This is a genomic window from Enterobacter sp. WP_7_1 (genome assembly GCF_003688535.1).
Classification (GTDB): Bacteria; Pseudomonadota; Gammaproteobacteria; order Enterobacterales; family Enterobacteriaceae; genus Enterobacter; species Enterobacter asburiae.
Genome location: NZ_REFK01000002.1, coordinates 594509 through 615955 on the forward strand (window position 1 = coordinate 594509; position 21447 = coordinate 615955).

Genomic DNA, 21447 nt, shown 5'->3' on the forward strand with positions numbered 1-21447 from the left:
TCGTTACCGCAGAATGAATGCTGTATACAGAACGTCAGTGACTTCCTGCTTAGGTTGGCCGTTTACCAGCGGGGTCGCCAGCGTTTGTTTAATGGCGTCGACCAGCTTTTGCTTACCCACATCGGTAGCCAGCGCCGAAGCGTCCTGACGAGAGAACAGCAGCAGAAGGCGGCTACGCACTTCAGGAAGGTAATCGTTCAGACGTGAACGGGTGGCTTCATCTTTCAGGCGCAGCGTAATGCCAACGTAAAGCACGCGATCCGCATCACCCAGATTGACGGTGAAGGTATCCAGCGGGAAGAACACTGGAGCCGGCGGAGGCGGTGCTTCAGCTTTGGCTGCAGCGGTGGTCGGTTCCTGCTGCATACGCCAGTAACTATAGCCCGCGGTAGCGCAGGCGGCGAGCGTGATCAACACCAGCAGCGGGATCCAGATGGAACGCTTACTTTTTTTGGTGATAGCGGAGTCAGTCATCTGATACGAGCTTCCTGTTTCGGTACAGCTTAATAAGGTGATTATCCCGTGTCCTGCTGTCGTCAAAGCGTGGAAAAGACGGGGATAATCACGCTACCTCTGGCGTTTAGGCGAAGATGTCTACGGCACCGTTACCGCGCGCTGCGGACTGCAGGGCGGCAGGGACAGGTAGTAGTTCATCGCTCTCTTCATTAAAACCGCCGGTGTTGCCGGAACGCGAAGCCTGGTGCTGCTGCTGGGATGAGGACTGCTGCTGCCCGGCGAAGCTCTCGCTGCTGACGCTGCTCTGCGCAAGCTGAATGCCGTTTTCCGCCAGCGAGGTCCGCAGTACCGGCAGCGCGGCTTCCAGTGCTGCACGAACATGGCTGTGCGCAGAGACCATCTGCAGCTGGGCCTGATTGTCATCCAGCTTAAGCGAAATTTGCACCTGACCCAGATCTTCCGGATGCAGGCGCAGCTCTGCCGTCTGCTGGCCCTGCTTAGTGAACAGAGTGATGTGCTGGCTCAGGGACTGCTGCCATTCGTGAGTCCCCAGAGGCTGGCTTAACACCGGCGCGGGGGCGACGGTGGCGGCCGTCTGACTGGTCGCATGGCTGGACATAATCGGTGCCAGAGTAGCTGTTGGTGATGATGAAGAGGACGAACTGGCGAGCTCCTGCTTCTCTGTCGCCGCGGCCACGGCCGGTGTAGCAGGCGCGTTGCCCTGCAGGGCCGGCTCGTTATTTTTCACCTGGCTCTGATAAGGCGTAGAGTTCTGCGCTTTATCATGGCTACCCAGAGGCGCGTTCAGGGACGGTTGGCCCGCGCCGTTTTGCGAAAGCGTCGCGGAATTCAGCGTTGAGGTGGCGGATACGCTCTCGCTGCCAGCCACGCGAGAGGCGGTAGTTTGCTGCTGGTGCGGCAGCATCGCCATTAGCGCGCTTAATCCGGCCAGCTCTTCTTCGCTCAGCTCGCTCTTACCGTCATCTTTGCCGTTTGCCACATTGAGCGTCTTCAGCGCGTCGCCCTTAGACAGCGGCACCAGCCCGGAAACCAGCGTATCAAGCGACGTGACGGGCGATGTTTCATCACCGTTCAGCGCGGGCTGGCGCGAGAGCAGGTCGGCAATTTTTGCCTGCAGGGTGGTATCCCCTTTGGCGTCTTGAGCCACTTTCGACAGTTTACTGCCGGCGGCTTTCAGGTCAGCCAGGGTCAGCGGCGCATCTTTGCCCTTGCCCGTTGCGTCCGACAGGGCGCCCGCCAGCAGAGAGAGAAAGTCCTGTGCACCGTCGGTGCCTTTCCCCGTTTGCGTGCCGCCTGACAGGTCGCTGTCGCTCATCAGCAGTTGTTGCAGTGTGATCATTCCGGTTTCCTCATTGATGCGCGCTGGGCAAACTCATCCATTTTCTTCTGATCCAGACGGTTTTCCGCCAGGGTCGTTGCCGCGATCTGTCGGTCCTGTAAAGTCTGCCAGGCCTGCAGCCGCTGCTTCTTCTCACGCCAGAAATTCAGCGCGGTATCGACTTTCTGGGTCCACTGGTTAAGCTGCTGGCGATGCTGATCTATCGCCTTCTCCAGCGTCTGGATAAACTGCTGATAGTTAATCCAGCGCTGGCTTCCAATGCCCTGTGTCATATCGGTATTGAGGTTGGTGCGATATTCATGCTGATAGTCGATCAACATCTTCAACTGTTCTTCAGCCTGCTGGCACCCGCGTCGCATTGCGCCTAGCTGCAATGCGGCATCATCAACTTCTTTTTCAGCCAGATCTTTCAGCGTTGATAACGCGCTGTTTTGCGCCATGACCTTCGCCCTCCACCTGTGTTACACCTGCGGGAAAATCAGCTCCAGTGCCTGAATTGAATCTTCCCAGTCGGCGCGTTCAAATATGCCTTGTTGCAAAAATGCCTCCAGCTGCGGCCACAGGCTAATCGCCTTGTCGAGCATCGGGTCGCTGCCTTTGGCATACGCCCCCACGCTGACCAGATCGCGGTTGCGCTGGAAGCTGGAAAGCAGTTGTTTGAAGTTACGCACGCGGGCGTAGTGCTTCTCGGTTATCAGCGCCGTCATTGCGCGGCTGATAGAGGCTTCAATATCGATGGCCGGGTAGTGCCCGGCTTCGGCCAGACGACGCGACAGCACAATATGACCGTCAAGGATCGCGCGCGCGGAGTCGGCAATCGGGTCCTGCTGGTCATCGCCTTCCGTCAGTACCGTATAGAACGCGGTGATGGATCCGCCGCCGCTGATGCCGTTCCCCGCGCGTTCCACCAGCGCAGGGAGTTTGGCGAAGACCGAAGGCGGGTAGCCTTTGGTCGCCGGTGGCTCACCGATGGCCAGCGCGATTTCACGCTGCGCCATCGCGTAACGGGTCAGGGAATCCATGATCAGCAGCACGTGCTTGCCGCGGTCACGAAAATCTTCGGCGATACGTGTGGCATACGCGGCACCCTGCATGCGCAGCAGCGGCGACACGTCTGCCGGTGCGGCGATCACCACCGAGCGGGCGCGGCCTTCCGCACCCAGAATGTTTTCAATAAAGTCTTTTACTTCACGACCACGTTCGCCGATCAGCCCCACGACGATTACGTCGGCCTGGGTATAACGCGCCATCATGCCGAGCAGGACGGATTTGCCTACGCCTGAGCCGGCGAACAGGCCCATACGCTGTCCACGTCCCACGGTCAGCAGGGCGTTAATCGGGCGCACGCCGGTGTCCAGCACATGCTCAATAGGGGTACGCTGCAGGGGGTTGAACGGCTGGGTGATCAGCGCGCCGGTTTCGGTGGTGTCCGGGGAGGGCAGCCCGTCGAGCGGTTTCCCGCTGCCGTCCAGCACGCGACCCAGCAGGGCAGGGCCAAGCGGCAGCTGCTTCCCGCTTTGCAGCCCGTCGCCAGAAATGTTTTTGGCATACACGCGCGCGCCGGGCAGAATGCCTTCCACCTCTTCAAGCGGCATGAGGAACAGACGCTGGCCGTTAAACCCGACCACTTCGCTTTCAACTTCACGCGTTTCCAGACCGTCCTGACGCTCAATGACGCAGGTCGCGCCCAGGGGAAGCTGCAGGCCGGTGGCTTCGAGAACCAGGCCGGTGGCGCGCGTCAGTCGCCCATAACGACGAACAGATGGCAGTAGCGCCATCTTCGTCTCAAAGTTGTCGAGCGTGGTGAGCCAGCGGGTGAGGCGCGCGGTCATCAGACGACTCCCGGTGCCGCCAGGCGGCACAGTTCCTGCCAGCGGGTGGCGACGCTGGCATCCAGATCGCCTTCATCGGCAGAGACTTTGCAGCCGCCGTGATGTAACGACGGGTCGCCGCGCAGACGCCAGCCGTGCAGGTTTAGCGTCGCCCCCAGGCTTTCTTCTACGCGCTGCAGATCGTCCGGGTGGACGCGCAGCTGAGGCTTCCCGCTGAACAGCGGCTCCTGCTGAAGCAGACCCTGAATTTGTTTGATCAGCGCAGTGTTATCCACCACGGGCGTCTGGCCGATAACCTGACGGGCGGCTTCCAGCGCCATCTGCATCAGCCGCGAGGCAATCACGCTGTCCAGCGCGTCCAGGGTGTGCTGAAACTCGCTGACCAGCTGCTGCATGCGGGCATGGATCGGCGCCTGCTGCTGGCGCGCCTGATCAATACCGTGCTCTAACCCTTTCGCCAGACCTTCCTGATACCCCTGCTCGTGGCCTTTCTGGCGGCCTTCGTTCAGACCGGCGTTATAGCCCTGCTCGTGCGCCTGCATTTGCAGCTGCGCCAGCATCTGTGCCTGCTGCTCCTCTTCGGTCAGCTCGGGCTGCTCGACGTCCGGGTCAAGCTCCTCGGCTGCGATGACGGCCGGCGTGAACTCGGAGAGGGGAGGCGCCAGATCGTCCGGCGTCCAGCGCTTCCAGGGCAGCTCATTAGACATAGGTGTCGTCTCCGCTGCCAATCACCATCTCGCCGGTTTCCGCCAGACGACGAACAATAAGCAGAATGGCTTTCTGTTCGTTTTCCACCTGAGACAGACGAACCGGGCCGCGGTTGGCAAGGTCGTCGCGCAAGATATCGGCCGCACGCTGAGACATGTTGCGCAGGAACTTCTCGCGCAGCGGCTGCTCGGCGCCTTTGAGGGCGATAAGCAGCGACTCGGAATCCACTTCCTGGAGCAGGCGCTGGATGCTGCGGTCGTCCACTTCGACGAGGTTTTCGAACAGGAACATCTCGTCGATGATTTTCTGTGCCAGCTCGCCGTCGAATTCGCGAACCGCCGTAATGACGGCCTCCTCCTGCTGCGTTTTCATCAGGTTGATGATTTCCGCCGCCGTTCTCACGCCGCCCATTTTGCTGCGCTTGAGGTTCTGACCGTCGAGCAGGTTGTTCAGCACTTCGGTCAGCTCCGCCAGCGCGGCCGGCTGGACGCCGCCGAAGGTGGCGATACGCAGCATCACATCGTGGCGCAGGCGCTCTTCGAACAGGGCCAGAATATCGGCCGCCTGACCACGCTTGAGGTGGACAAGGATGGTGGCGATAATCTGCGGGTGCTCGTCGCGAATAAGGTCGGCGGCACTCTGCGGCTCCATAAAGTTGAGCGTTTCAATACCGCTGGCGGTATCGCGGGTTTCCAGTATGTCTTCCAGCAGGCTGGATGCACGCTCTTCGCCCAGCGCCTTGACCAGCACGGAGCGCAGGTAGTCGTTGGCGTTGATGTTCAGCGCGGCAAACTGTTCGGCTTCCTGTTCAAACTCTGCCAGCACTTCGGTCAGCTGCTTGTTGGAGATCTGACGCACGTTGGCCATGGCCGCACTGAGAATTTGCACTTCTCGCTGGGAGAGGTGTTTAAACACCTCTGCCGCGCGATCTTCGCCAATGGTCATCAGCAGGATGACGCTTTTATCGGTGCCCGTAAGCGTATTACTCATGTTCGTTACCCATCCACTGGCGGATGACCAGCGCCACGACGCGCGGATCGTTATCTGACATTTCGCGAATGCGCTGGCTCATGACCTCAGCGCCCATGCGCTGGTTAGCACGACGCTGCTGCATCTGTTCATCTTTACTGAGGCGAACTTCAACCGCTTCTTCCGTTTCCTGACGCGTGTTCATTTGTTCGCGAGCCGCTTTTTCGGCTTCAGCACGACGCTGAAGCTGCGGACGAACGCCCTTACGCCACAGCAGCCACGCGACAATCAGCACCAGCAGCCAGCGTCCTGCGGACATCAGCTGGTCGATAAACGCCTGCTGTTGCCAGAACGGCAGCTCACCGCCGGTCTCTTCAACCGAGTTGAACGGTGAGTTCACCACGTTGAGGGTATCGCCGCGCTTCTCGGAGTAACCCATCGCTTCACGGGTCAGGTTTTCAATCTGCTTCATCTGCTCGGCGGTCAGCGGCAGCGGTTTGCCATCCGCCAGCGTTTTGTAGTTCACCACCACCGCAACGGAAAGACGCTGAATATCGCCCACGTTCAGTTTAGTGTGGCGAATCGTCCGATCCACTTCGTAGTTCGTGGTTTCGTTACGGCTGCTGGTACGCGGACCGGCGTTACTGGTCGTTGAGGTGGTCTGCTGATTTTGCTGACCGTTCTGCTGATTGGCCGGAGGCGTAGAAATAGGCGCCGCGTTAGCCGGGGCAGGTTGGTTAGACAGCGCGCCCGGCACGCCGCCCGGGTATGCACCGCCGACCTGCTCGTTCGAATTGATCTGGCGTGAACGCATCACCGCCTGAGCCGCATCGCCGTTCGGGCTGTACTGCTCTTCAGTTTGTTCTTTATTCGCGAAGTCGATCTGCGCGGTAACCTGCGCGTGCACGTTGCTGTTACCCACCACCGGGCCGAGGATAGCTTCAATACGGCGCTGGAGGCGGTTTTCGACATCGGCGGCATACTTCAGCTGCGCGTCATTCAGATCGCGACCGGCGGTATTGGATTGCGTCAGCAGGTGACCGCTTTGGTCGACCAGCGTCACGTTACCCGGCGGCAGACCGGCGACGGCGCTGGAGACGAGATGCGTCACCGCGCTGATTTGCCCTTCGTCCAGCGCGCGGCCAGGTTCGAGGTTCACGGTAACGGAAGCTGAAGGTGATTTCTGTTCACGGACGAATAAAGAAGGTTTAGGCATCGCCAGGTGCACGCGGGCGCTCTTCACCGGGCCTAACGTTTCAATGGTGCGGGCCAGTTCACCTTCCAGCGCACGCTGGTAGTTCACCTGCTCGCTGAACTGGCTGATACCGAATTTTTCCTGATCCAGCAGCTCAAAGCCGACGGCACCGCCCTTCGGCAGCCCCTGCTGAGCCAGACGCAGACGCAGTTCGTGCACCTTATCTGCCGGTACCTCAAGCGCACCGCCATTATCGGCAAAGCGATAAGGGATGTTCATCTGGGTCAACTGGGTGACGATGGCGCCGCCATCCTGATCGGAAAGGTTGCTGTAGAGCGTCCGGTAATCAGGGCTTTTCGCCCACAGGACCATCGCTACAAGGATCGCAATTGCGGCAGCGCCTGCCACGATCAACGGGATTTTAGGATTCGCGCGAAGGCGGTTCATCCACTCGAGTGATTTATTCTGCGGCGCTGTCGATGCTGTTGCACTCATTGCGCACCTCTTAAATCCTGGTGGTTTACGTTATTCGTGTAGAGAAACAAAACTGACTCCCGGGTCGGCAAACACGACAAAAGTTCCATATTGATGGCCCTGCCATTATTTGATGATTCGTGATTTTCTATGCGTCAAATAACCTGGTTTTTTCACGCTATTTACCGCCATTATCTTATTGACAAGCTGTTAGTCTTGACCGCGTAAAAAACCATCCAGGGGAGAGTCATGGCTATACAGGGCATTGAAGGGGTAATCAGTCAGTTGCAGGCAACGGCGATGACGGCCCGTAATCAGAATGTGGCAGATCAGCAGCCGAGCATCAGCTTCGCAGGGCAACTGCATGCCGCTCTTGACCGTATCAGTGATACCCAGACCGCCGCGCGCACTCAGGCAGAAAAGTTCACCCTCGGTGAGCCGGGCGTGGCGCTGAATGATGTGATGACCGATTTGCAAAAAGCCTCGGTTTCCCTGCAGATGGGGATCCAGGTGCGTAACAAGCTTGTGTCGGCGTATCAGGAAGTCATGGGGATGCAGGTTTAGGTTAACTAACCTAATGATATTTATAATTAATAACCGCCCCTACCCACTATGTGGGGCATGAGCGGGGCAAATCCTCTTCGTTTTGGTTCTGGACAGGTGCCTCATCTGTTCATTTGCCTTTCAGAACCGAACTCTCTGGTTCATATCTCGCGTTATGTTACGTCTTCATGATGCAGATTTATGTTTCACCGGGACTGCCCTGATAAAATGTAACTCCTTTATTTTACAGGGATAGAAAAGTGAAAAGAGCGTTTCTGGTTTCTTCCGCAATTTTACTGGCAGGTTGTTCCGCTAAATACAGCACAAATAATATTCAGGAGCGTACAGAGCACCTGGTAAAAGATGTCTCGGTTGTGATTTCTCAGCCAACTGATGGCGTTTATGAGACTCACACATATTCAGGTTCTGGCAGAGCAACGGCCGACGCTGTAAAAGCGGCATTTTTACGGCATTCCGATAATGTTACTGTTTTTGCTGACTGTGATGATGTTACATGTCTGAAAGCTAACCATTCAATCAGCCGCGGATATTATGTGGTTCCGCAGATACTGCATTGGGAAGATCGCGCAACTGAGTGGTCTGGCATTCCTGACAAGATTGAAGTGAAAATCACTGTTTATAATGCTGAATCCAATAATCGGGTTGCATCGACCATTATCAACGGCAAAAGCAAGTGGGCTACCTTCGGTGGCGATCATCCCCAGGATTTGTTGCCGGAGCCGATAAACACGTTCGTCTCTAGCCTGTATTAGTTATCCTTCAGATTCCTTGCGAAACCCCATATAACCGGGGTTTTTGTCTGTACGTGGTATACAGGAGCCTCAGGAGAGTACGTGATAGTTATAGTTTAAGACCTGTCGATCTTCGCTGGCAGCCGCAGCGCTTTAATGCCACAATATTTTTTTCTTCGAATGCAGGAAAGATGATGAAAAAAATAGCAATTGCTGGCGCGCTGCTGGCACTGACCGGGTGCGTTCAGGTCGATAACTATAACGACGTGATCAAGCATCCTGTCCCGGCGCATCTGGCGGGATACTGGCAGTCGAAAGGGCCGCAGAGCAACATGGTCAGCCCGAAGGCGATTGCCACGCTGGTGGTGACGGAAGAGGGCGATACGCTGGACTGCCGTCAGTGGCAGCGCGTGATTGCCGTGCCGGGTAAAATCATGCTGCGTTCAGACAGTTATTACAACGTGACGCGTAAGCTGGATATCTATCCGCTGGAGCGCGATGGCTCGACGCTTGAGTATGACGGGCTGGAGCTGCAGAAGGTCGAACGCCCAACGGTTGAGTGTGCCGATTATCTGAGCAAGAATCCGCTGGAGAGTAAGCTGCCCTGAGGGTAAACGCAAAACGGCAACCTCGTTGCCGTTTTTGGTGTTTGCGCCCTCTCCCTGTGGGAGAGGGACGGGGTGAGGGCATCAGGCCGCACGTTTCCCGTTCTACAACGCATCCTCTATTACCCAAACGCTGACGCTCCCTCCATTACAGGTAAACGTCCCTTCGCCATCCGCCGCAGTGGTGATGGTTTCTTCGCGATTGCCGAGAAAATCCCGCCACGTTTTGTTGCCGTAGTTTTCCCCAAGACAAATCACTTTTTCACCATCATCCCCGTTCGACATCACCACCACGCAGCCGGGATCGTCATCGGTGCCGCTGCGGCTGAAGGCGATGCAGTTTGGATGGTCGAAAAACAGCGTTTGCACGCCGTGGGCAAAACGCTGGCGCGCGAGGATCAGCTCGTGAAGCTGCTCAATCACCGGCATATCAATATGGTACGTTTCACCGTCTCCTCCCGCGTCGTCATAGCTGGCGCCGAAGAGATCCGGATAAAAGACGCTCGGCACGCCATTTTCCCGCAGCAGGATCAGCGCGTAGGCCAGCGGTTTAAACCAGGCTTCGACCGGTGCTTCAAGCGCCTGCAAAGGCTGGGTGTCATGGTTCGCGACGAGGGTGACCGCATGAAACGGATCGGCTTCTACCAGGGTGCCGGTGAAGATTTGGCTCATGTCGTAATCCCGGCCCTGACGTGACGCCTCGTGGAATTTCATCTGCAGGGGGGCATCAAACAGCATGGTTTTGCCTTCGACCTGGTCAATATAGGCCTGAAGTTTATCCACCTCATGGGACCAGTATTCCGCCACGATAAACAGCGGCTGGTCGGCGACTTCCTGGACGTGCTCAATCCACTCTTTGTAAAACCAGGCGGGAATATGCTTGACGGCGTCCAGACGAAAACCGTCGCAGCCCGTCTGTTCCATGACCCAGCGGGCCCAGTATTTGATCTCTTCGGTCACGGCGTGATTGCGAAAATCGATATTTTCGCCCATCAGATAATCGAAGTTACCCATCTCATCATCAACCTGATCGTTCCAGCCTTCGCCGGTGTAGTCGTTGACGATTTTAAAGATGCCGTCTTCATCGGGGTTTTCAATGTGGTCGACGCCGCTGAAGCATTTGTAGTCCCAGATAAACTGTGAGTACTGCCCGGCCCGGACGGGGAAGGTGTAGCGAGTCCAGGCTTCGCATTCAATGACCTCGTCATCGATTTGCGTGCGGTCCTGTTCGTTCACGCGCTGAACGCGCACGGGCTCTTTTTCATCGGCGCCCATTTTGTGGTTGACCACCACGTCCAGCAGCACGGCAATGTCGTTGCTTTTGAGGGCATCTATGGCCTCCAGCAGCTGCGCCTTGTCGCCGTATTTCGTGGCGATACTGCCTTTCTGGTCAAACTCACCAAGATCGAACAGGTCATAGGTGTCATAGCCGACGGAATACCCGCCGGATGCCCCTTTACAGGCTGGCGGCAGCCAGATCATGTTGATGCCGATTTCGTTAAGATTGGGAGCTAACGCCGTGACCTCTCGCCACAATTCACCGCCAGCAGGGTAGTACCAGTGAAAACATTGTAACAGGGTGGGGTTTTTCATCATCCTTGCTCCAGAAGCCATTGGCAGACTTCTGGAGTATGGATGAAGAAATCATAGTTGTGTGTCGCGGGTAAAACTTTCTGGATAAAGAATATTCCCTGACAGCTTTCCATAGGTAGACGTGATGGATTGCTGTTTACCGGTTTGATCAATCAGATTGCGCAGTTCGTCCATGCGGACTTTCAGCAGTGCCTTTAGCGCATTCTCATTTTCAAGGATCATTTCCAGCAGCGCACGCGCTTGCTCAACCTGAGCCGGAGGGCATGACATGATGGGCGTTTGAGAAATCTTTTCCACCAGTTGAACGTAATGCATTTCCTGCTCGATAAGCGCATCCCATTGACCAGAATGTGCGAGATTTAGCATAGCAATGCTCTGTGCATGTAGCGCCTGCCAGTGGCTAAGCGCTGCGCTGGGATTATTCATCAAAATTATCCTGAAATAGAGGACGCATTGGGGCCGATTTGCTTCCACGCATCCGCAATGTTGTTTAATAAACCCTCGACTTCAACAATTGCGTCTACGTCGTTACTGACATTCGCCAGCAACAAACGTCGAACCATATATTCGTACAAGGAGGCAAGATTACCGGACAATTCGCTCTCAACCTCCATGTTCAGTCCTGCTTTCAAACCGTTGTCGATGATGTTGATGGCTTTGGATAAGGCTTCGCCTTTCTCACGAATTTGTCCGGCTTCCATGAACAAACGCGCGCGAACAAGGGCGCTATGCGCCCCGTCGAACAACATGACAATCAGCTGGTGTGGACTGGCATTCATGACTGCGCTTTCTACTCCTATCTGCTGATAGGATTGAACACCAGAGGTCTTATACATATCCACTCCTGAAGGCTACGACTACTTTTGTGAGAACTGTTGGGTCAGGTAGTTGGCTGTACTGGTCATTTTGGTGACTAATACGTCCAGACTGGTGAACTGGGTTTTGTAACGCGCCATGGTGGCTTCAATTTGAGCATCCATGGCATCGTAACGTTCACCCAGCGTTTTCAGCGTTTTGTTGATCCCGTCTTTCGCGTTCTGGATCACCCCGGCGCTGCCGGTACTGGTGCTGAGCATGGTGGTCAGCGTGTTGTTCATCTGGGTCGCCATACCGGTTTTCTTTCCGTCACCGACAAAATACTGCTGTACGGCGTTCGGGTTGTCGGTCAGCGCTTTTTTCAGCTTATCGGTGTCGACTTTCAGGTTACCGACGGTACCGTCCGCGCCTTTCACCGGGTCCTGGGTGATCCCCAGCTGGGCCATGATCTGAATGGAGCCGGTCTGCACTTCGGTCAGCAGGCCGCGCAGCTGGGACTGAACCCCGCGCACGTTCGCATCACCGACCAGCGCACCGTTGCTGGTAGACTGGCTGCCGGCGCCTGCATCAACCGGAACATACTTCGTCAGGCTGTTAATGGTGGACTGCAGCGAGTTGTACGCCGTGACCCAGTCGGTGATCGCCTTCTGGTTCGCATCCGTTGCGCGTGAAACCTCAAGGGTTTCATCAGCTTTGCTCTCGGCCTTCACCGAGAAGGTCACCCCAGGCAGCGCATCGGTAATGGTATTCGACTGGCGCTCGATGGAGATGTTGTTCACCACCACAATCGCGTTCTGCGCGTCGGTGTTCACCGTCAGCGCGCCCGTTTTGGTGGTTGAATCGTAGCCAATGGCGCTTTGCAGCTTGGCGTCGCCGGTAACGTTGATGGTCATCGCACCATCCGTACCGGTGGTTTTAGATGACAGCATCAGGCGGTAATCACCGTCTTTCGCTTTAATGACGCTGGCGGTGACGTTGCCGTTCGCTTTATTAATGGCGCTCGCGATCCCGGCCAGAGACGTATCGCCATCCGCCAGGGTGACCTCTAAAGGCGTTTTGGTACCTGGCTGGGTGATGGTGATTTTACGCGTTGTACCTGTCGTATCGCCCAGCAGATCCGTGTTGTTTGCATAAGAGCCGGTAGTGAGTGCCTGCGCCTTTGCAACCTGGTTAACGTTGACAACAAAGGAACCCACGGACGCGTCAGCCGTTGTCGTGGCGGTAAAGGCCGTGTTGGTGCTGCTAACGGACGTTGAGTTCCAGGTGGTTGCTTTACCCAGTGCAGCGGTGGCAGTCTGCAGCGATGTCATGGCGCTCTGCAGTTTGCCGTAAGCGCTTAACTGTGCGTTATACGTTGATTGCTGGGAAGTAATCGTCGTCAGCTTGGTTTTCTCTGCCGCTTCCAACTGATTATATAAATCCCCGAGTCCTGCAGAACCTATCCCGAGGTTACTGATAGTAGCCATGCATATTTTCCTTAAATACGAAAGTAGTTCAGGACTCTTATCGGCCTCTTAAAGTAAAAGTTTACGATGATGAGAAAAAAATAATCCAAAGAATAGACGCGTCCTGGCGGGGTAAATGAAAGGATTGCACTTTAGTGTCATTATCAGCGCATTGAAAACATGAAAAAGTGTGTGCCTTTTTTGTCATCTCTTTGAGCGTTAAAAAAGCGTAAATAATAAGCCTCTGGCAGACCTTAATTGATTTTTTAAAAATAAAATCATCAATAATCAGTGGGTTATAATTTTTTCAAAATTGATTCTAAAGTCTTTTGGGGACCCGTCGATAACCTTGTTGACGGTGAGAGACGCTGTGAGTGTTAGGCACCGGACCTAAAACCCAATTTTTGAAGGAAACAAAATTATGGCAGTTATCAATACTAACCTGATGTCCCTGACCACTCAGAACAACCTGAACAAATCTCAGTCTTCTCTGGGTACTGCTATCGAGCGTCTGTCTTCAGGTCTGCGTATTAACAGCGCGAAAGACGATGCTGCTGGCCAGGCGATTGCAAACCGCATGACCTCCCAGATCAAAGGCATGACTCAGGCAGCACGTAACGCCAACGACGGTATCTCCATGGCGCAGACTGCTGAAGGTTCTCTGAACGAAATCAACAACAACTTGCAGCGTGTTCGTGAACTGGCTGTTCAGGCAAGCAACGGCACCAACAGCACCTCTGACCTGGCCTCTCTGCAGGATGAAGTTACCGCTCGTCTGGCTGAAATCAACCGTGTTGCGGGCAAAACTGACTTCAACGGCATCAAACTGCTGGACGGCACTGCTGGTACTGCTGGTAAAGTTAAAATTCAGGTTGGCGTAAACGACGGCGACACTATCGATCTGGACCTGAGCGGTGCTAAAGCAGACACCACCACTCTGGGCGTGAACGCAATCGATCTGAAAGCAATGACCGCTACCGACCTGGACACCATCGACAAAGCTATCGCTAAAGTTGATACCGCTCGTTCCGGTCTGGGTGCTGTGCAGAACCGTTTCACTTCTGCAATCAACAACCTGAACAACACCTCTAACAACCTGTCTGCTGCTCAGTCCCGTATCCAGGACGCTGACTACGCAACTGAAGTTTCCAACATGTCCCGCGCGCAGATCCTGCAGCAGGCTGGTACTTCTGTTCTGTCTCAGGCAAACCAGGTTCCACAGACCGTTCTGTCTCTGCTGCGTTAATTTTACGCGTGAAACCCCGCTTCGGCGGGGTTTTTTTATCTCTGCTATTTGAGAATCCGCCTGTGAAACAAATCAGTGTCACTCAACCAAAGCTGGTCGCAGATTTTTCATGTGTCGGTGGGGAATGCCGTGAACATTGTTGTCAGGGCTGGACCATCGCGTTTGATAAATCTTCCGTTAACCGCTACCTGAACAGTAAAAATGCCGCCATTCGTGATACGGCGAAAACGGCGATAAAAGTCACCAAAAAACAGTATGGCAACTGGGGCGAAGTGATTTTCCATACGGAAAGTAAAAACTGCCCGTTTATGGATACGGAAAAACTCTGTTCTATTCATAGCGCCATGGGCGCCCAGGCATTAAGCCCAACCTGTTCGTCGTTCCCGCGGACAAACCGGGTCTATAAAAATGAAATCGAAAAATCGCTGAACCTCTCGTGTCCGGAAGTGACCCGACTTCTGTTGAACGATCGAGAGTCTATGTCGATAATGGAATCCATCAGCGTCCAGCAGGACGTCAATAATGCGCCGATGATTGATTTGAAGGTAAAGGTCATCAATCTCTTCTGCCAGAATATTTTCAGCGTTGAGGCGGTCAGCGTTGAAGAACAGGTTTACGCCGTGGTGAAATTCCTCATGGTGGCTGAAAAGCTCGATAATCTCGAAGAGAATATCAGCACGCTCGAAACGGTCTATTTCTCGCTGGTTAACGAACTGGTGAGCGGTAAAATCAAAACGGAATTAGGCGGATTTAATCAGAACTACAGACTGAAATTCGCATTAATTTCGCTCATCCAGAGTTTCTTTACGAAGAAAACAGCCAGCCGCGGCGGCGCCGTGTTGAACCGTTATTTTTCTCAGCTTTATCAACAGTTTGAGTCTGCGGGTGACACCGTGCCGGCAGAGAAGGTCATGGAGAACATCGAGTCCGTCTGGCGCGATGTGGCGGGCAGTTACCTGGCGACCCATGACCATTTATTCAAGAACTTTTTTAAATACAAACTGTGGGAGCAGGGCTTCCCGCAGAACAATGGCCGCAGCATGTTGAATAACCTTTATTTAATCGTTGCGGAGTTCTATTTCCTTAAAACGTTACTTGCCGGTCAGGCGATCGTGGCGGGGAAAATTGAACAAGATAATATTATTGATGTTATTTACAGCTTCCACTCCCTTAGCCAGCATAATCAGGAAGCGGGAAAGCTCTTTCATCAACATATAGATAGCGTCAAACTGGGCGACGATCTTTCATTGTTACAACTGTTAATTTAGCCAGAAAAGTTGCCCCTGTTGTGGGCAACCTCAGAATAACCTCACTTTATCCCCCTTTTTCATCCAATTGAACGCCCTGCAGAATCGGATAATCATGCCGATAACTCAACTAACGCAGGGCTGTTTATCGTGAATTCACTCTATACCGCTGAAGGTGTAATGGATAAACACTCGCTGTGGCAGCGTTATGTCCCGCTGGTGCGTCACGAAGCATTGCGCCTCCAGGTGCGCTTGCCGGCGAGCGTGGAACTCGACGATCTGCTACAGGCGGGCGGTATCGGGTTATTAAATGCAGTTGACCGATACGACGCTCTGCAAGGAACGGCATTTACGACTTACGCAGTTCAGCGTATTCGTGGTGCGATGCTGGACGAGCTGCGCAGCCGCGACTGGGTGCCGCGCAGTGTTCGCCGCAACGCGCGCGAAGTGGCGCATGCGATGGGGCAGCTGGAACAGGAACTGGGACGTAACGCAACGGAAACCGAAGTGGCGGAACGTCTTGGCATTGCTGTTGAAGAGTATCGTCAGATGTTGCTCGATACCAATAATAGCCAACTCTTCTCTTATGACGAGTGGCGCGAAGAGCATGGCGATAGCATCGAGCTGGTGACGGACGAGCACCAGCAGGAAAACCCGTTACACCATTTAATGGAAGGGAATTTACGCCAGCGCGTCATGGAGGCTATTGAAGCTCTGCCTGAACGCGAACAGCTGGTATTGACCCTTTATTACCAGGAAGAGCTTAATCTCAAAGAGATTGGCGCTGTTCTGGAGGTGGGAGAGTCGCGGGTGAGCCAGCTGCACAGCCAGGCCATTAAACGCTTACGAACCAAGCTGGGTAAGTTATAGGTGATTGATTCACCTTAAAAATGCCGCACAACGTATTGACAACCAGGAGTTATCATGACGGTGCAGCAATCTAAAAGACGGCCTTTAAGCCGCTACCTGAAAGACTTTAAACACAGCCAGACGCATTGCGCCCACTGTAACAAGTTACTCGATCGTATCACGCTGGTTCGCCGGGGCGAAATCGTTAATAAGATTGCGATTTCGCGTCTCGACACGTTGATGGACGAAGCAGCATGGCTCGAAGAGCAAAAAGAGTGGGTGGCGCTTTGCCGTTTCTGTGGGGATCTCCACTGCAAAGAGCAAAGCGACTTCTTCGATATTATCGGCTTCAAGCAGTTCCTGTTTGAACAAACGGAGATGAGCCACGGCACCGTTCGCGAATATGTCGTTCGCCTGCGCCGCCTTGGGCAACATCTGACCGTAAACAATATTTCTCGCGATCTGCTGAAAACCGGTTATCTGGATGAAAATCTCGAGCCGTGGCTGCCTGCGACCAGCACCAACAACTACCGAATTGCGCTGCGCAAGTATGCGCAGTACAAGGTACAAATGCCGGGTGCCATAAAGCAGAAAGCCCACGCCGGAACAACTTCTGATATATATTAAAAAAGAATAAGATGTAGCGCAGTCGCCTTTGACGTTGCAGGCGATTTCTCTACACTACGTAAAAATTCCACTATATCGGGGTATTTATGAAATTTGCACTTCTGGGTCGTCAGGCGCTGATGGGTGTTATGGCCGTTGCGCTGGTTGCGGGTATGAGCGTGAAAACGTTCGCCGCAGAAAACCTGCTGAATAAAGTAAAAGAGCGCGGTACGCTGCTGGTCGGGCTGGAAGGAACCTATCCTCCGTTCAGCTTCCAGGGCGATGACGGTAAGCTGACCGGTTTCGAAGTGGAGTTTGCTGAAGAGCTGGCGAAGCACCTCGGTGTTAAAGCGTCGCTGAAACCGACCAAATGGGACGGTATGCTGGCGTCGCTGGATTCCAAACGTATTGATGTGGTGATTAATCAGGTAACCATTTCTGACGAGCGTAAGAAGAAATATGACTTCTCTACGCCGTACACCGTGTCCGGTATTCAGGCGCTGGTGAAGAAAGGCAACGAAGGCGGAATTAAAACTGCCGCGGACCTGAAAGGGAAGAAAGTCGGTGTCGGTCTGGGTACCAACTACGAAGAGTGGCTGCGCCAGAACGTGCAGGGCGTGGATATCCGCACCTATGATGATGACCCGACGAAATACCAGGATCTGCGCGTGGGCCGTATCGACGCCATTCTGGTTGACCGCCTGGCCGCGCTGGATCTGGTGAAGAAAACCAACAATACCCTGGCGGTAGCGGGTGATGCGTTCTCTCGTCAGGAATCAGGCGTTGCCGTTCGTAAAGGTAACGAAGACCTGGTCAAAGCGATTGATTCCGCGATTGCTGACATGCAAAAAGACGGTAGCCTGAAAGCGCTCTCCGAGAAGTGGTTCGGTGCAGACGTCACGAAATAAGTTTCTGCCGTAAAAAAAGGCGCTTTTAAAAGCGCCTTTTTTATTTCTTTCACGTCTGCGTGCATAATGAAAAATATCACATTTTGTCAGAGTTACCGGAGAACCCATGTCACTACAGAATTTAACGCGCTTTCCCCGCCTGGAGTTCATCGGCGCGCCGACGCCGCTGGAGTATCTGCCACGATTTTCTGATTATTTAGGGCGCGATATTTTTATAAAGCGTGACGACGTGACGCCGATGGCGATGGGGGGCAATAAGCTGCGCAAGCTGGAGTTTCTGGCGGCTGATGCACTGCGCGAAGGCGCGGATACGCTCATTACCGCCGGGGCTATCCAGTCAAACCACGTTCGTCAGACGGCGGCAGTGGCGGCAAAGCTCGGGCTCCACTGCGTGGCATTGCTGGAAAACCCGATTGGCACGCGGGCAGAAAACTATCTCACCAACGGCAACCGCCTGCTGCTGGACCTGTTTAACGTGCAGGTCGAAATGGTGGAGGCATTGACCGACCCGACCGCCCAGCTCGACGAGCTGGCGACGCGTCTGGAAGCGCAGGGGTTCCGCCCCTACGTTGTCCCCGTCGGCGGTTCGAACGCGATGGGCGCGCTGGGGTATGTGGAGAGTGCGCTGGAAATCGCGCAGCAGTGCGAAGGCGCGGTAAGTCTCTCCTCCGTGGTTGTCGCGTCCGGCAGTGCCGGCACGCATGCCGGGCTGGCGGTGGGGCTGGAACAACTGCTGCCGGACGTCGAGCTGATTGGCGTGACGGTGTCCCGCAGCGTCGCCGAGCAGAAGCCGAAAGTGGTCACTTTACAGCAGGCTGTAGCCGAGCAGCTGGAGCTTAAGGCAAAGGCCGATATTCTGCTCTGGGATGACTATTTTGCGCCGGGTTACGGCACGCCTAACGAAGAGGGCATGGAAGTGGTGAAGCTGCTGGCGCGCCTCGAGGGGATACTGCTCGATCCGGTCTATACCGGCAAAGCGATGGCCGGACTGATTGATGGCATTGCGCAGAAACGCTTTAAGGATGAAGGGCCGATTTTATTTGTCCATACCGGCGGGGCGCCTGCGCTGTTTGCCTACCATCCTCATGTCTAAAAATCAGGTCGAAAAATAATAATGCAAGAAAGTATTCAACTGGTTATTGATTCTCTGCCGTATCTGCTGAAAGGTGCGGTATTTACGTTACAGCTCAGTATCGGCGGGATGTTCTTCGGGCTGGTGCTGGGATTTGTGCTGGCATTAATGCGCATGTCACCCATCCTGCCGGTACGCTGGCTGGCGCGCTTTTATATCTCTGTATTTCGCGGCACGCCGCTTATCGCCCAGCTCTTTATGATCTACTACGGCTTGCCGCAGTTTGGTATCGAGCTGGATCCGATCCCCGCAGCGATGATTGGTCTGTCGCTCAATACCGCGGCGTACACGTCAGAAACCCTGCGAGCGGCGATCTCCTCCATTGACAAAGGGCAGTGGGAGGCGGCAGCCAGTATCGGGATGACGCCATGGCAGACGCTGCGTCGGGCCATTCTGCCGCAGGCGGCACGCGTGGCGCTTCCACCGCTGAGCAACAGCTTCATTAGCCTGGTGAAAGATACGTCCCTGGCGGCAACGATTCAGGTACCGGAACTGTTCCGTCAGGCGCAGCTCATTACTTCGCGCACGCTTGAAGTCTTTACCATGTATCTGGCCGCCTCGCTGATTTACTGGGTGATGGCGACGGTGCTGTCTGCTCTGCAAAACTACTTCGAAAACCAGCTTAACCGGCAGGAGCGTGATCCAAAATGAGTGCTATCGACGTCAAAAACCTGGTGAAAAAATTCCACGGTCAAACGGTGCTCCACGGGATCGATCTTGAAGTAGAGCAGGGTGAAGTGGTGGCGATTATCGGACCAAGCGGTTCGGGAAAAACGACGCTGCTGCGCAGTATTAACCTGCTTGAACAGCCGGAAGGCGGCACCATTCGGGTAGGGGAGATAACGATTGATACCGGGAAATCCATTAGCCAGCAGAAAGGGTTAATTCGCCGCCTGCGCCAGCATGTCGGCTTCGTTTTCCAGAACTTTAATCTCTTCCCGCACCGTACGGTGCTGGAGAACATTATTGAAGGACCGGTCATTGTAAAAGGTGAATCGAAAGAGGACGCGACGGCGCGCGCGCGCGAACTGCTCGCTAAAGTCGGGCTGGCGGGGAAAGAGACCAGCTATCCGCGCCGTCTGTCGGGAGGGCAACAGCAGCGCGTGGCGATAGCACGCGCGCTGGCTATGCGCCCGGACGTGATCCTTTTTGATGAACCGACCTCTGCGCTCGATCCGGAACTGGTGGGTGAGGTGCTGAACACCATTCGCCAGCTGGCGCAGGAAAAACGGACGATGGTGATCGTGACGCATGAAATGAGCTTTGCACGCGATGTTGCTGACAGAGCCATCTTCATGGATCAGGGGCGGATTGTGGAGCAGGGGCCGGCGAAAAGCCTGTTCGCTAACCCTCAACAGCCGAGAACCCGTCAGTTCCTTGAAAAATTCCTTATGCAGTAGAATTTTTGCACTAATTTGCTCCAGAAATTTAGGCTGGAGCAAATTATTCTCCCTTCGGGGGCAGTCGTTTGCTTTTTTATTCCATCCGGCCCGGATAAACCTTATCAATAGTAAAGTTAATTGTGCTAATGCCGATATTTTGTAGTTAGAAAAAAGATTTATGTGTTAGGTTATATTCACCATAATAATGATTATCTTTTCAGAGGCTTCATTTAGTAAGTATGAAGGATTCAGACTTTTTCACCTGGCGACGGGATTGCTCACTCCGGTTTCAGGAATTGACGAGTACCGATGAGGTATATCGGGAACTAGAGCGGCAAACTCAGATGCTGGAATTCGATTATTACGCGCTCTGCGTGCGGCATCCCGTGCCCTTTACGCGCCCTAAAATCTCTTTGCAGACCACTTATCCAAAGCCGTGGATGGCGCAATATCAATCCGCGAACTATTTCGCTATCGATCCGGTTTTAAAAGCGGAAAATTTCATCCAGGGTCATTTGCCCTGGACAGACGCATTATTTGCAGAGGCGCAGGAATTATGGCATAGCGCCCAGGACCACGGTTTACGCGCGGGAATAACGCAGTGCCTGATGCTGCCTAATCATGCGCTTGGCTTCCTGTCTGTTTCTCGTACTAGTGTACAGGAAGGGCCTTTTGCCCGTGAGGAAATAGAACTGCGGCTGCAAATGCTGGTGCAAATGGCCTTAACTTCTCTGATGCGTTTCGAAGATGGGATGGTTATGCCACCCGAAATGAAATTCAGCAAACGCGAGCGCGAAATTCTGAAATGGACTGCGGAAGGGAAGACGTCAGCGGAAATAGCGATCATTCTCTCTATCTCTGAGAATACCGTTAATTTCCATCAGAAAAATATGCAGAAGAAATTCAATGCGCCTAACAAAACCCAGATTGCGTGTTACGCGGCGGCAACGGGACTGATCTGACAGGATAATACGTTCTGCGTGACAGACGAACAAACGGCTGAATGCACTGCATCCAGCCGTTTTTTGTTACTGGCGGTAGGCTTGTTTGATTTGCTTGACGGTGTTAGCAAATACCGCAGATTCAGCCTGGTCTTCCATCTCCGCGATTTGTTTTTCCATTTTAATGATCACACGACCGGCATCCGCCTGGCCCATCGCCTGCAGCATCAGCGTTAGCAATGCTTTCAGGCAGTTTACTTCCTGTGCCAGTTCCTGGTTATTCTCCGCAGTGGCAAATTCAGGTGTGCTCATTTATTTTCCTCATTATTAAACGGCGCTAAAGCGCGACGACGAAAGTCAAGGCGGCGGAGTATACCACAAGCTGAAG

24 protein-coding genes are annotated in these 21447 nt (G+C 54.3%); 12 read left to right on the top strand and 12 right to left on the bottom strand.

All coding sequences use genetic code 11. The annotated features are described in order from the left end of the window. Positions 1-3 precede the first annotated feature (3 nt). The 7 genes from fliL to fliF form a co-directional block, all read right to left on the bottom strand. The gene (gene fliL, locus BJ885_RS12085) at positions 4-474 is read right to left on the bottom strand and encodes a flagellar basal body-associated protein FliL (RefSeq protein ID WP_023312306.1); all 471 of its coding nucleotides are present in this window, start codon (positions 472-474) and stop codon (positions 4-6) included. Between the two features lie 106 nt (positions 475-580). Beyond that, positions 581-1816, bottom strand: a complete 1236-nt coding sequence (gene fliK, locus BJ885_RS12090; RefSeq protein WP_121932026.1) for a flagellar hook length control protein FliK — start codon at positions 1814-1816, stop codon at positions 581-583. Beyond that, positions 1813-2256 (bottom strand): flagellar export protein FliJ, encoded by a 444-nt coding sequence (fliJ, locus tag BJ885_RS12095; RefSeq protein ID WP_023312304.1) that lies wholly within the window; start codon positions 2254-2256, stop codon positions 1813-1815. Before fliJ ends, fliK begins: the two co-directional genes overlap by 4 nt. 21 nt (positions 2257-2277) lie before the next feature. Then, the gene (gene fliI, locus BJ885_RS12100; RefSeq protein ID WP_023312303.1) at positions 2278-3648 is read right to left on the bottom strand and encodes a flagellar protein export ATPase FliI; all 1371 of its coding nucleotides are present in this window, start codon (positions 3646-3648) and stop codon (positions 2278-2280) included. Then, positions 3648-4355 carry a flagellar assembly protein FliH gene (gene fliH / locus BJ885_RS12105; protein ID WP_029741493.1) on the bottom strand — a complete coding sequence of 236 codons (708 nt, stop codon included), beginning with the start codon at positions 4353-4355 and terminating at the stop codon, positions 3648-3650. Before fliH ends, fliI begins: the two co-directional genes overlap by 1 nt. Next, positions 4348-5346: a flagellar motor switch protein FliG gene (fliG, locus tag BJ885_RS12110; protein ID WP_023312301.1), complete on the bottom strand. Its 999-nt coding sequence runs from the start codon at positions 5344-5346 to the stop codon at positions 4348-4350. The genes fliH and fliG overlap by 8 nt, the downstream gene beginning before the upstream one ends. After that, positions 5339-7015 carry a flagellar basal-body MS-ring/collar protein FliF gene (fliF, locus tag BJ885_RS12115; protein ID WP_029741492.1) on the bottom strand — a complete coding sequence of 559 codons (1677 nt, stop codon included), beginning with the start codon at positions 7013-7015 and terminating at the stop codon, positions 5339-5341. Before fliF ends, fliG begins: the two co-directional genes overlap by 8 nt. Positions 7016-7243: 228 nt before the next feature. Between fliF and fliE the strand changes: the two genes are divergently transcribed. The 3 genes from fliE (at position 7244) to yedD (ending at position 8897) form a co-directional block, all read left to right on the top strand. Continuing rightward, a complete protein-coding gene (gene fliE, locus BJ885_RS12120; RefSeq protein WP_008500329.1) occupies positions 7244-7558 on the top strand; it encodes a flagellar hook-basal body complex protein FliE in 315 nt (104 codons plus the stop codon). Between the two features lie 239 nt (positions 7559-7797). Further along, positions 7798-8310: a DUF4823 domain-containing protein gene (locus BJ885_RS12125; RefSeq protein ID WP_121932027.1), complete on the top strand. Its 513-nt coding sequence runs from the start codon at positions 7798-7800 to the stop codon at positions 8308-8310. Positions 8311-8483: 173 nt separating this feature from the next. Beyond that, on the top strand, positions 8484-8897 hold the full coding sequence (yedD, locus tag BJ885_RS12130) for a lipoprotein YedD (RefSeq protein ID WP_121932028.1): 414 nt from the start codon (positions 8484-8486) through the stop codon (positions 8895-8897). Positions 8898-8999: 102 nt separating this feature from the next. Here the strand turns inward: yedD and amyA are convergent, their stop codons facing one another. From amyA to fliD, 4 genes are read right to left on the bottom strand one after another with little or no spacing between them, the layout of a single operon-like run. Continuing rightward, on the bottom strand, positions 9000-10487 hold the full coding sequence (amyA, locus tag BJ885_RS12135; protein WP_121932102.1) for an alpha-amylase: 1488 nt from the start codon (positions 10485-10487) through the stop codon (positions 9000-9002). A gap of 51 nt (positions 10488-10538) precedes the next feature. Next, a complete protein-coding gene (gene fliT, locus BJ885_RS12140; RefSeq protein WP_023312297.1) occupies positions 10539-10913 on the bottom strand; it encodes a flagella biosynthesis regulatory protein FliT in 375 nt (124 codons plus the stop codon). Positions 10914-10918: 5 nt separating this feature from the next. Then, complete coding sequence (fliS, locus tag BJ885_RS12145) at positions 10919-11323, bottom strand: flagellar export chaperone FliS (RefSeq protein WP_023312296.1); 405 nt, start codon at positions 11321-11323, stop codon at positions 10919-10921. Positions 11324-11344: 21 nt separating this feature from the next. After that, positions 11345-12769 (bottom strand): flagellar filament capping protein FliD, encoded by a 1425-nt coding sequence (fliD, locus tag BJ885_RS12150; protein ID WP_047647422.1) that lies wholly within the window; start codon positions 12767-12769, stop codon positions 11345-11347. Between the two features lie 400 nt (positions 12770-13169). On the opposite strand from fliD, the gene BJ885_RS12155 reads away from it, so the two are divergent. The 9 genes from BJ885_RS12155 to sdiA all read left to right on the top strand — a co-directional run bounded on the left by BJ885_RS12155 (position 13170) and on the right by sdiA (position 21080). Then, entirely contained in the window at positions 13170-13994 is an 825-nt protein-coding gene (locus BJ885_RS12155; RefSeq protein WP_047061121.1) for a flagellin, read from the top strand. A gap of 62 nt (positions 13995-14056) precedes the next feature. Next, the gene (gene fliB, locus BJ885_RS12160) at positions 14057-15262 is read left to right on the top strand and encodes a flagellin lysine-N-methylase (RefSeq protein ID WP_121932029.1); all 1206 of its coding nucleotides are present in this window, start codon (positions 14057-14059) and stop codon (positions 15260-15262) included. Between the two features lie 129 nt (positions 15263-15391). Then, positions 15392-16111, top strand: a complete 720-nt coding sequence (locus tag BJ885_RS12165) for an RNA polymerase sigma factor FliA (RefSeq protein ID WP_014170714.1) — start codon at positions 15392-15394, stop codon at positions 16109-16111. A 54-nt stretch (positions 16112-16165) separates the two neighbouring features. Further along, positions 16166-16717 carry a flagella biosynthesis regulatory protein FliZ gene (gene fliZ, locus BJ885_RS12170; RefSeq protein WP_008500339.1) on the top strand — a complete coding sequence of 184 codons (552 nt, stop codon included), beginning with the start codon at positions 16166-16168 and terminating at the stop codon, positions 16715-16717. Positions 16718-16803: 86 nt separating this feature from the next. Then, a complete protein-coding gene (gene tcyJ / locus BJ885_RS12175) occupies positions 16804-17604 on the top strand; it encodes a cystine ABC transporter substrate-binding protein (RefSeq protein WP_023336163.1) in 801 nt (266 codons plus the stop codon). A gap of 106 nt (positions 17605-17710) precedes the next feature. Next, positions 17711-18697: a D-cysteine desulfhydrase gene (gene dcyD / locus BJ885_RS12180; protein WP_121932030.1), complete on the top strand. Its 987-nt coding sequence runs from the start codon at positions 17711-17713 to the stop codon at positions 18695-18697. A gap of 21 nt (positions 18698-18718) precedes the next feature. Then, the gene (gene tcyL / locus BJ885_RS12185) at positions 18719-19387 is read left to right on the top strand and encodes a cystine ABC transporter permease (protein ID WP_014884380.1); all 669 of its coding nucleotides are present in this window, start codon (positions 18719-18721) and stop codon (positions 19385-19387) included. Next, positions 19384-20136: an L-cystine ABC transporter ATP-binding protein TcyN gene (gene tcyN, locus BJ885_RS12190; protein ID WP_023336161.1), complete on the top strand. Its 753-nt coding sequence runs from the start codon at positions 19384-19386 to the stop codon at positions 20134-20136. The genes tcyL and tcyN overlap by 4 nt, the downstream gene beginning before the upstream one ends. A 221-nt stretch (positions 20137-20357) precedes the next feature. Further along, entirely contained in the window at positions 20358-21080 is a 723-nt protein-coding gene (gene sdiA, locus BJ885_RS12195; protein ID WP_047647425.1) for a transcriptional regulator SdiA, read from the top strand. Between the two features lie 66 nt (positions 21081-21146). Here the strand turns inward: sdiA and BJ885_RS12200 are convergent, their stop codons facing one another. After that, on the bottom strand, positions 21147-21371 hold the full coding sequence (locus tag BJ885_RS12200; protein WP_008500345.1) for a DUF2594 family protein: 225 nt from the start codon (positions 21369-21371) through the stop codon (positions 21147-21149). Positions 21372-21447: the final 76 nt, after the last annotated feature.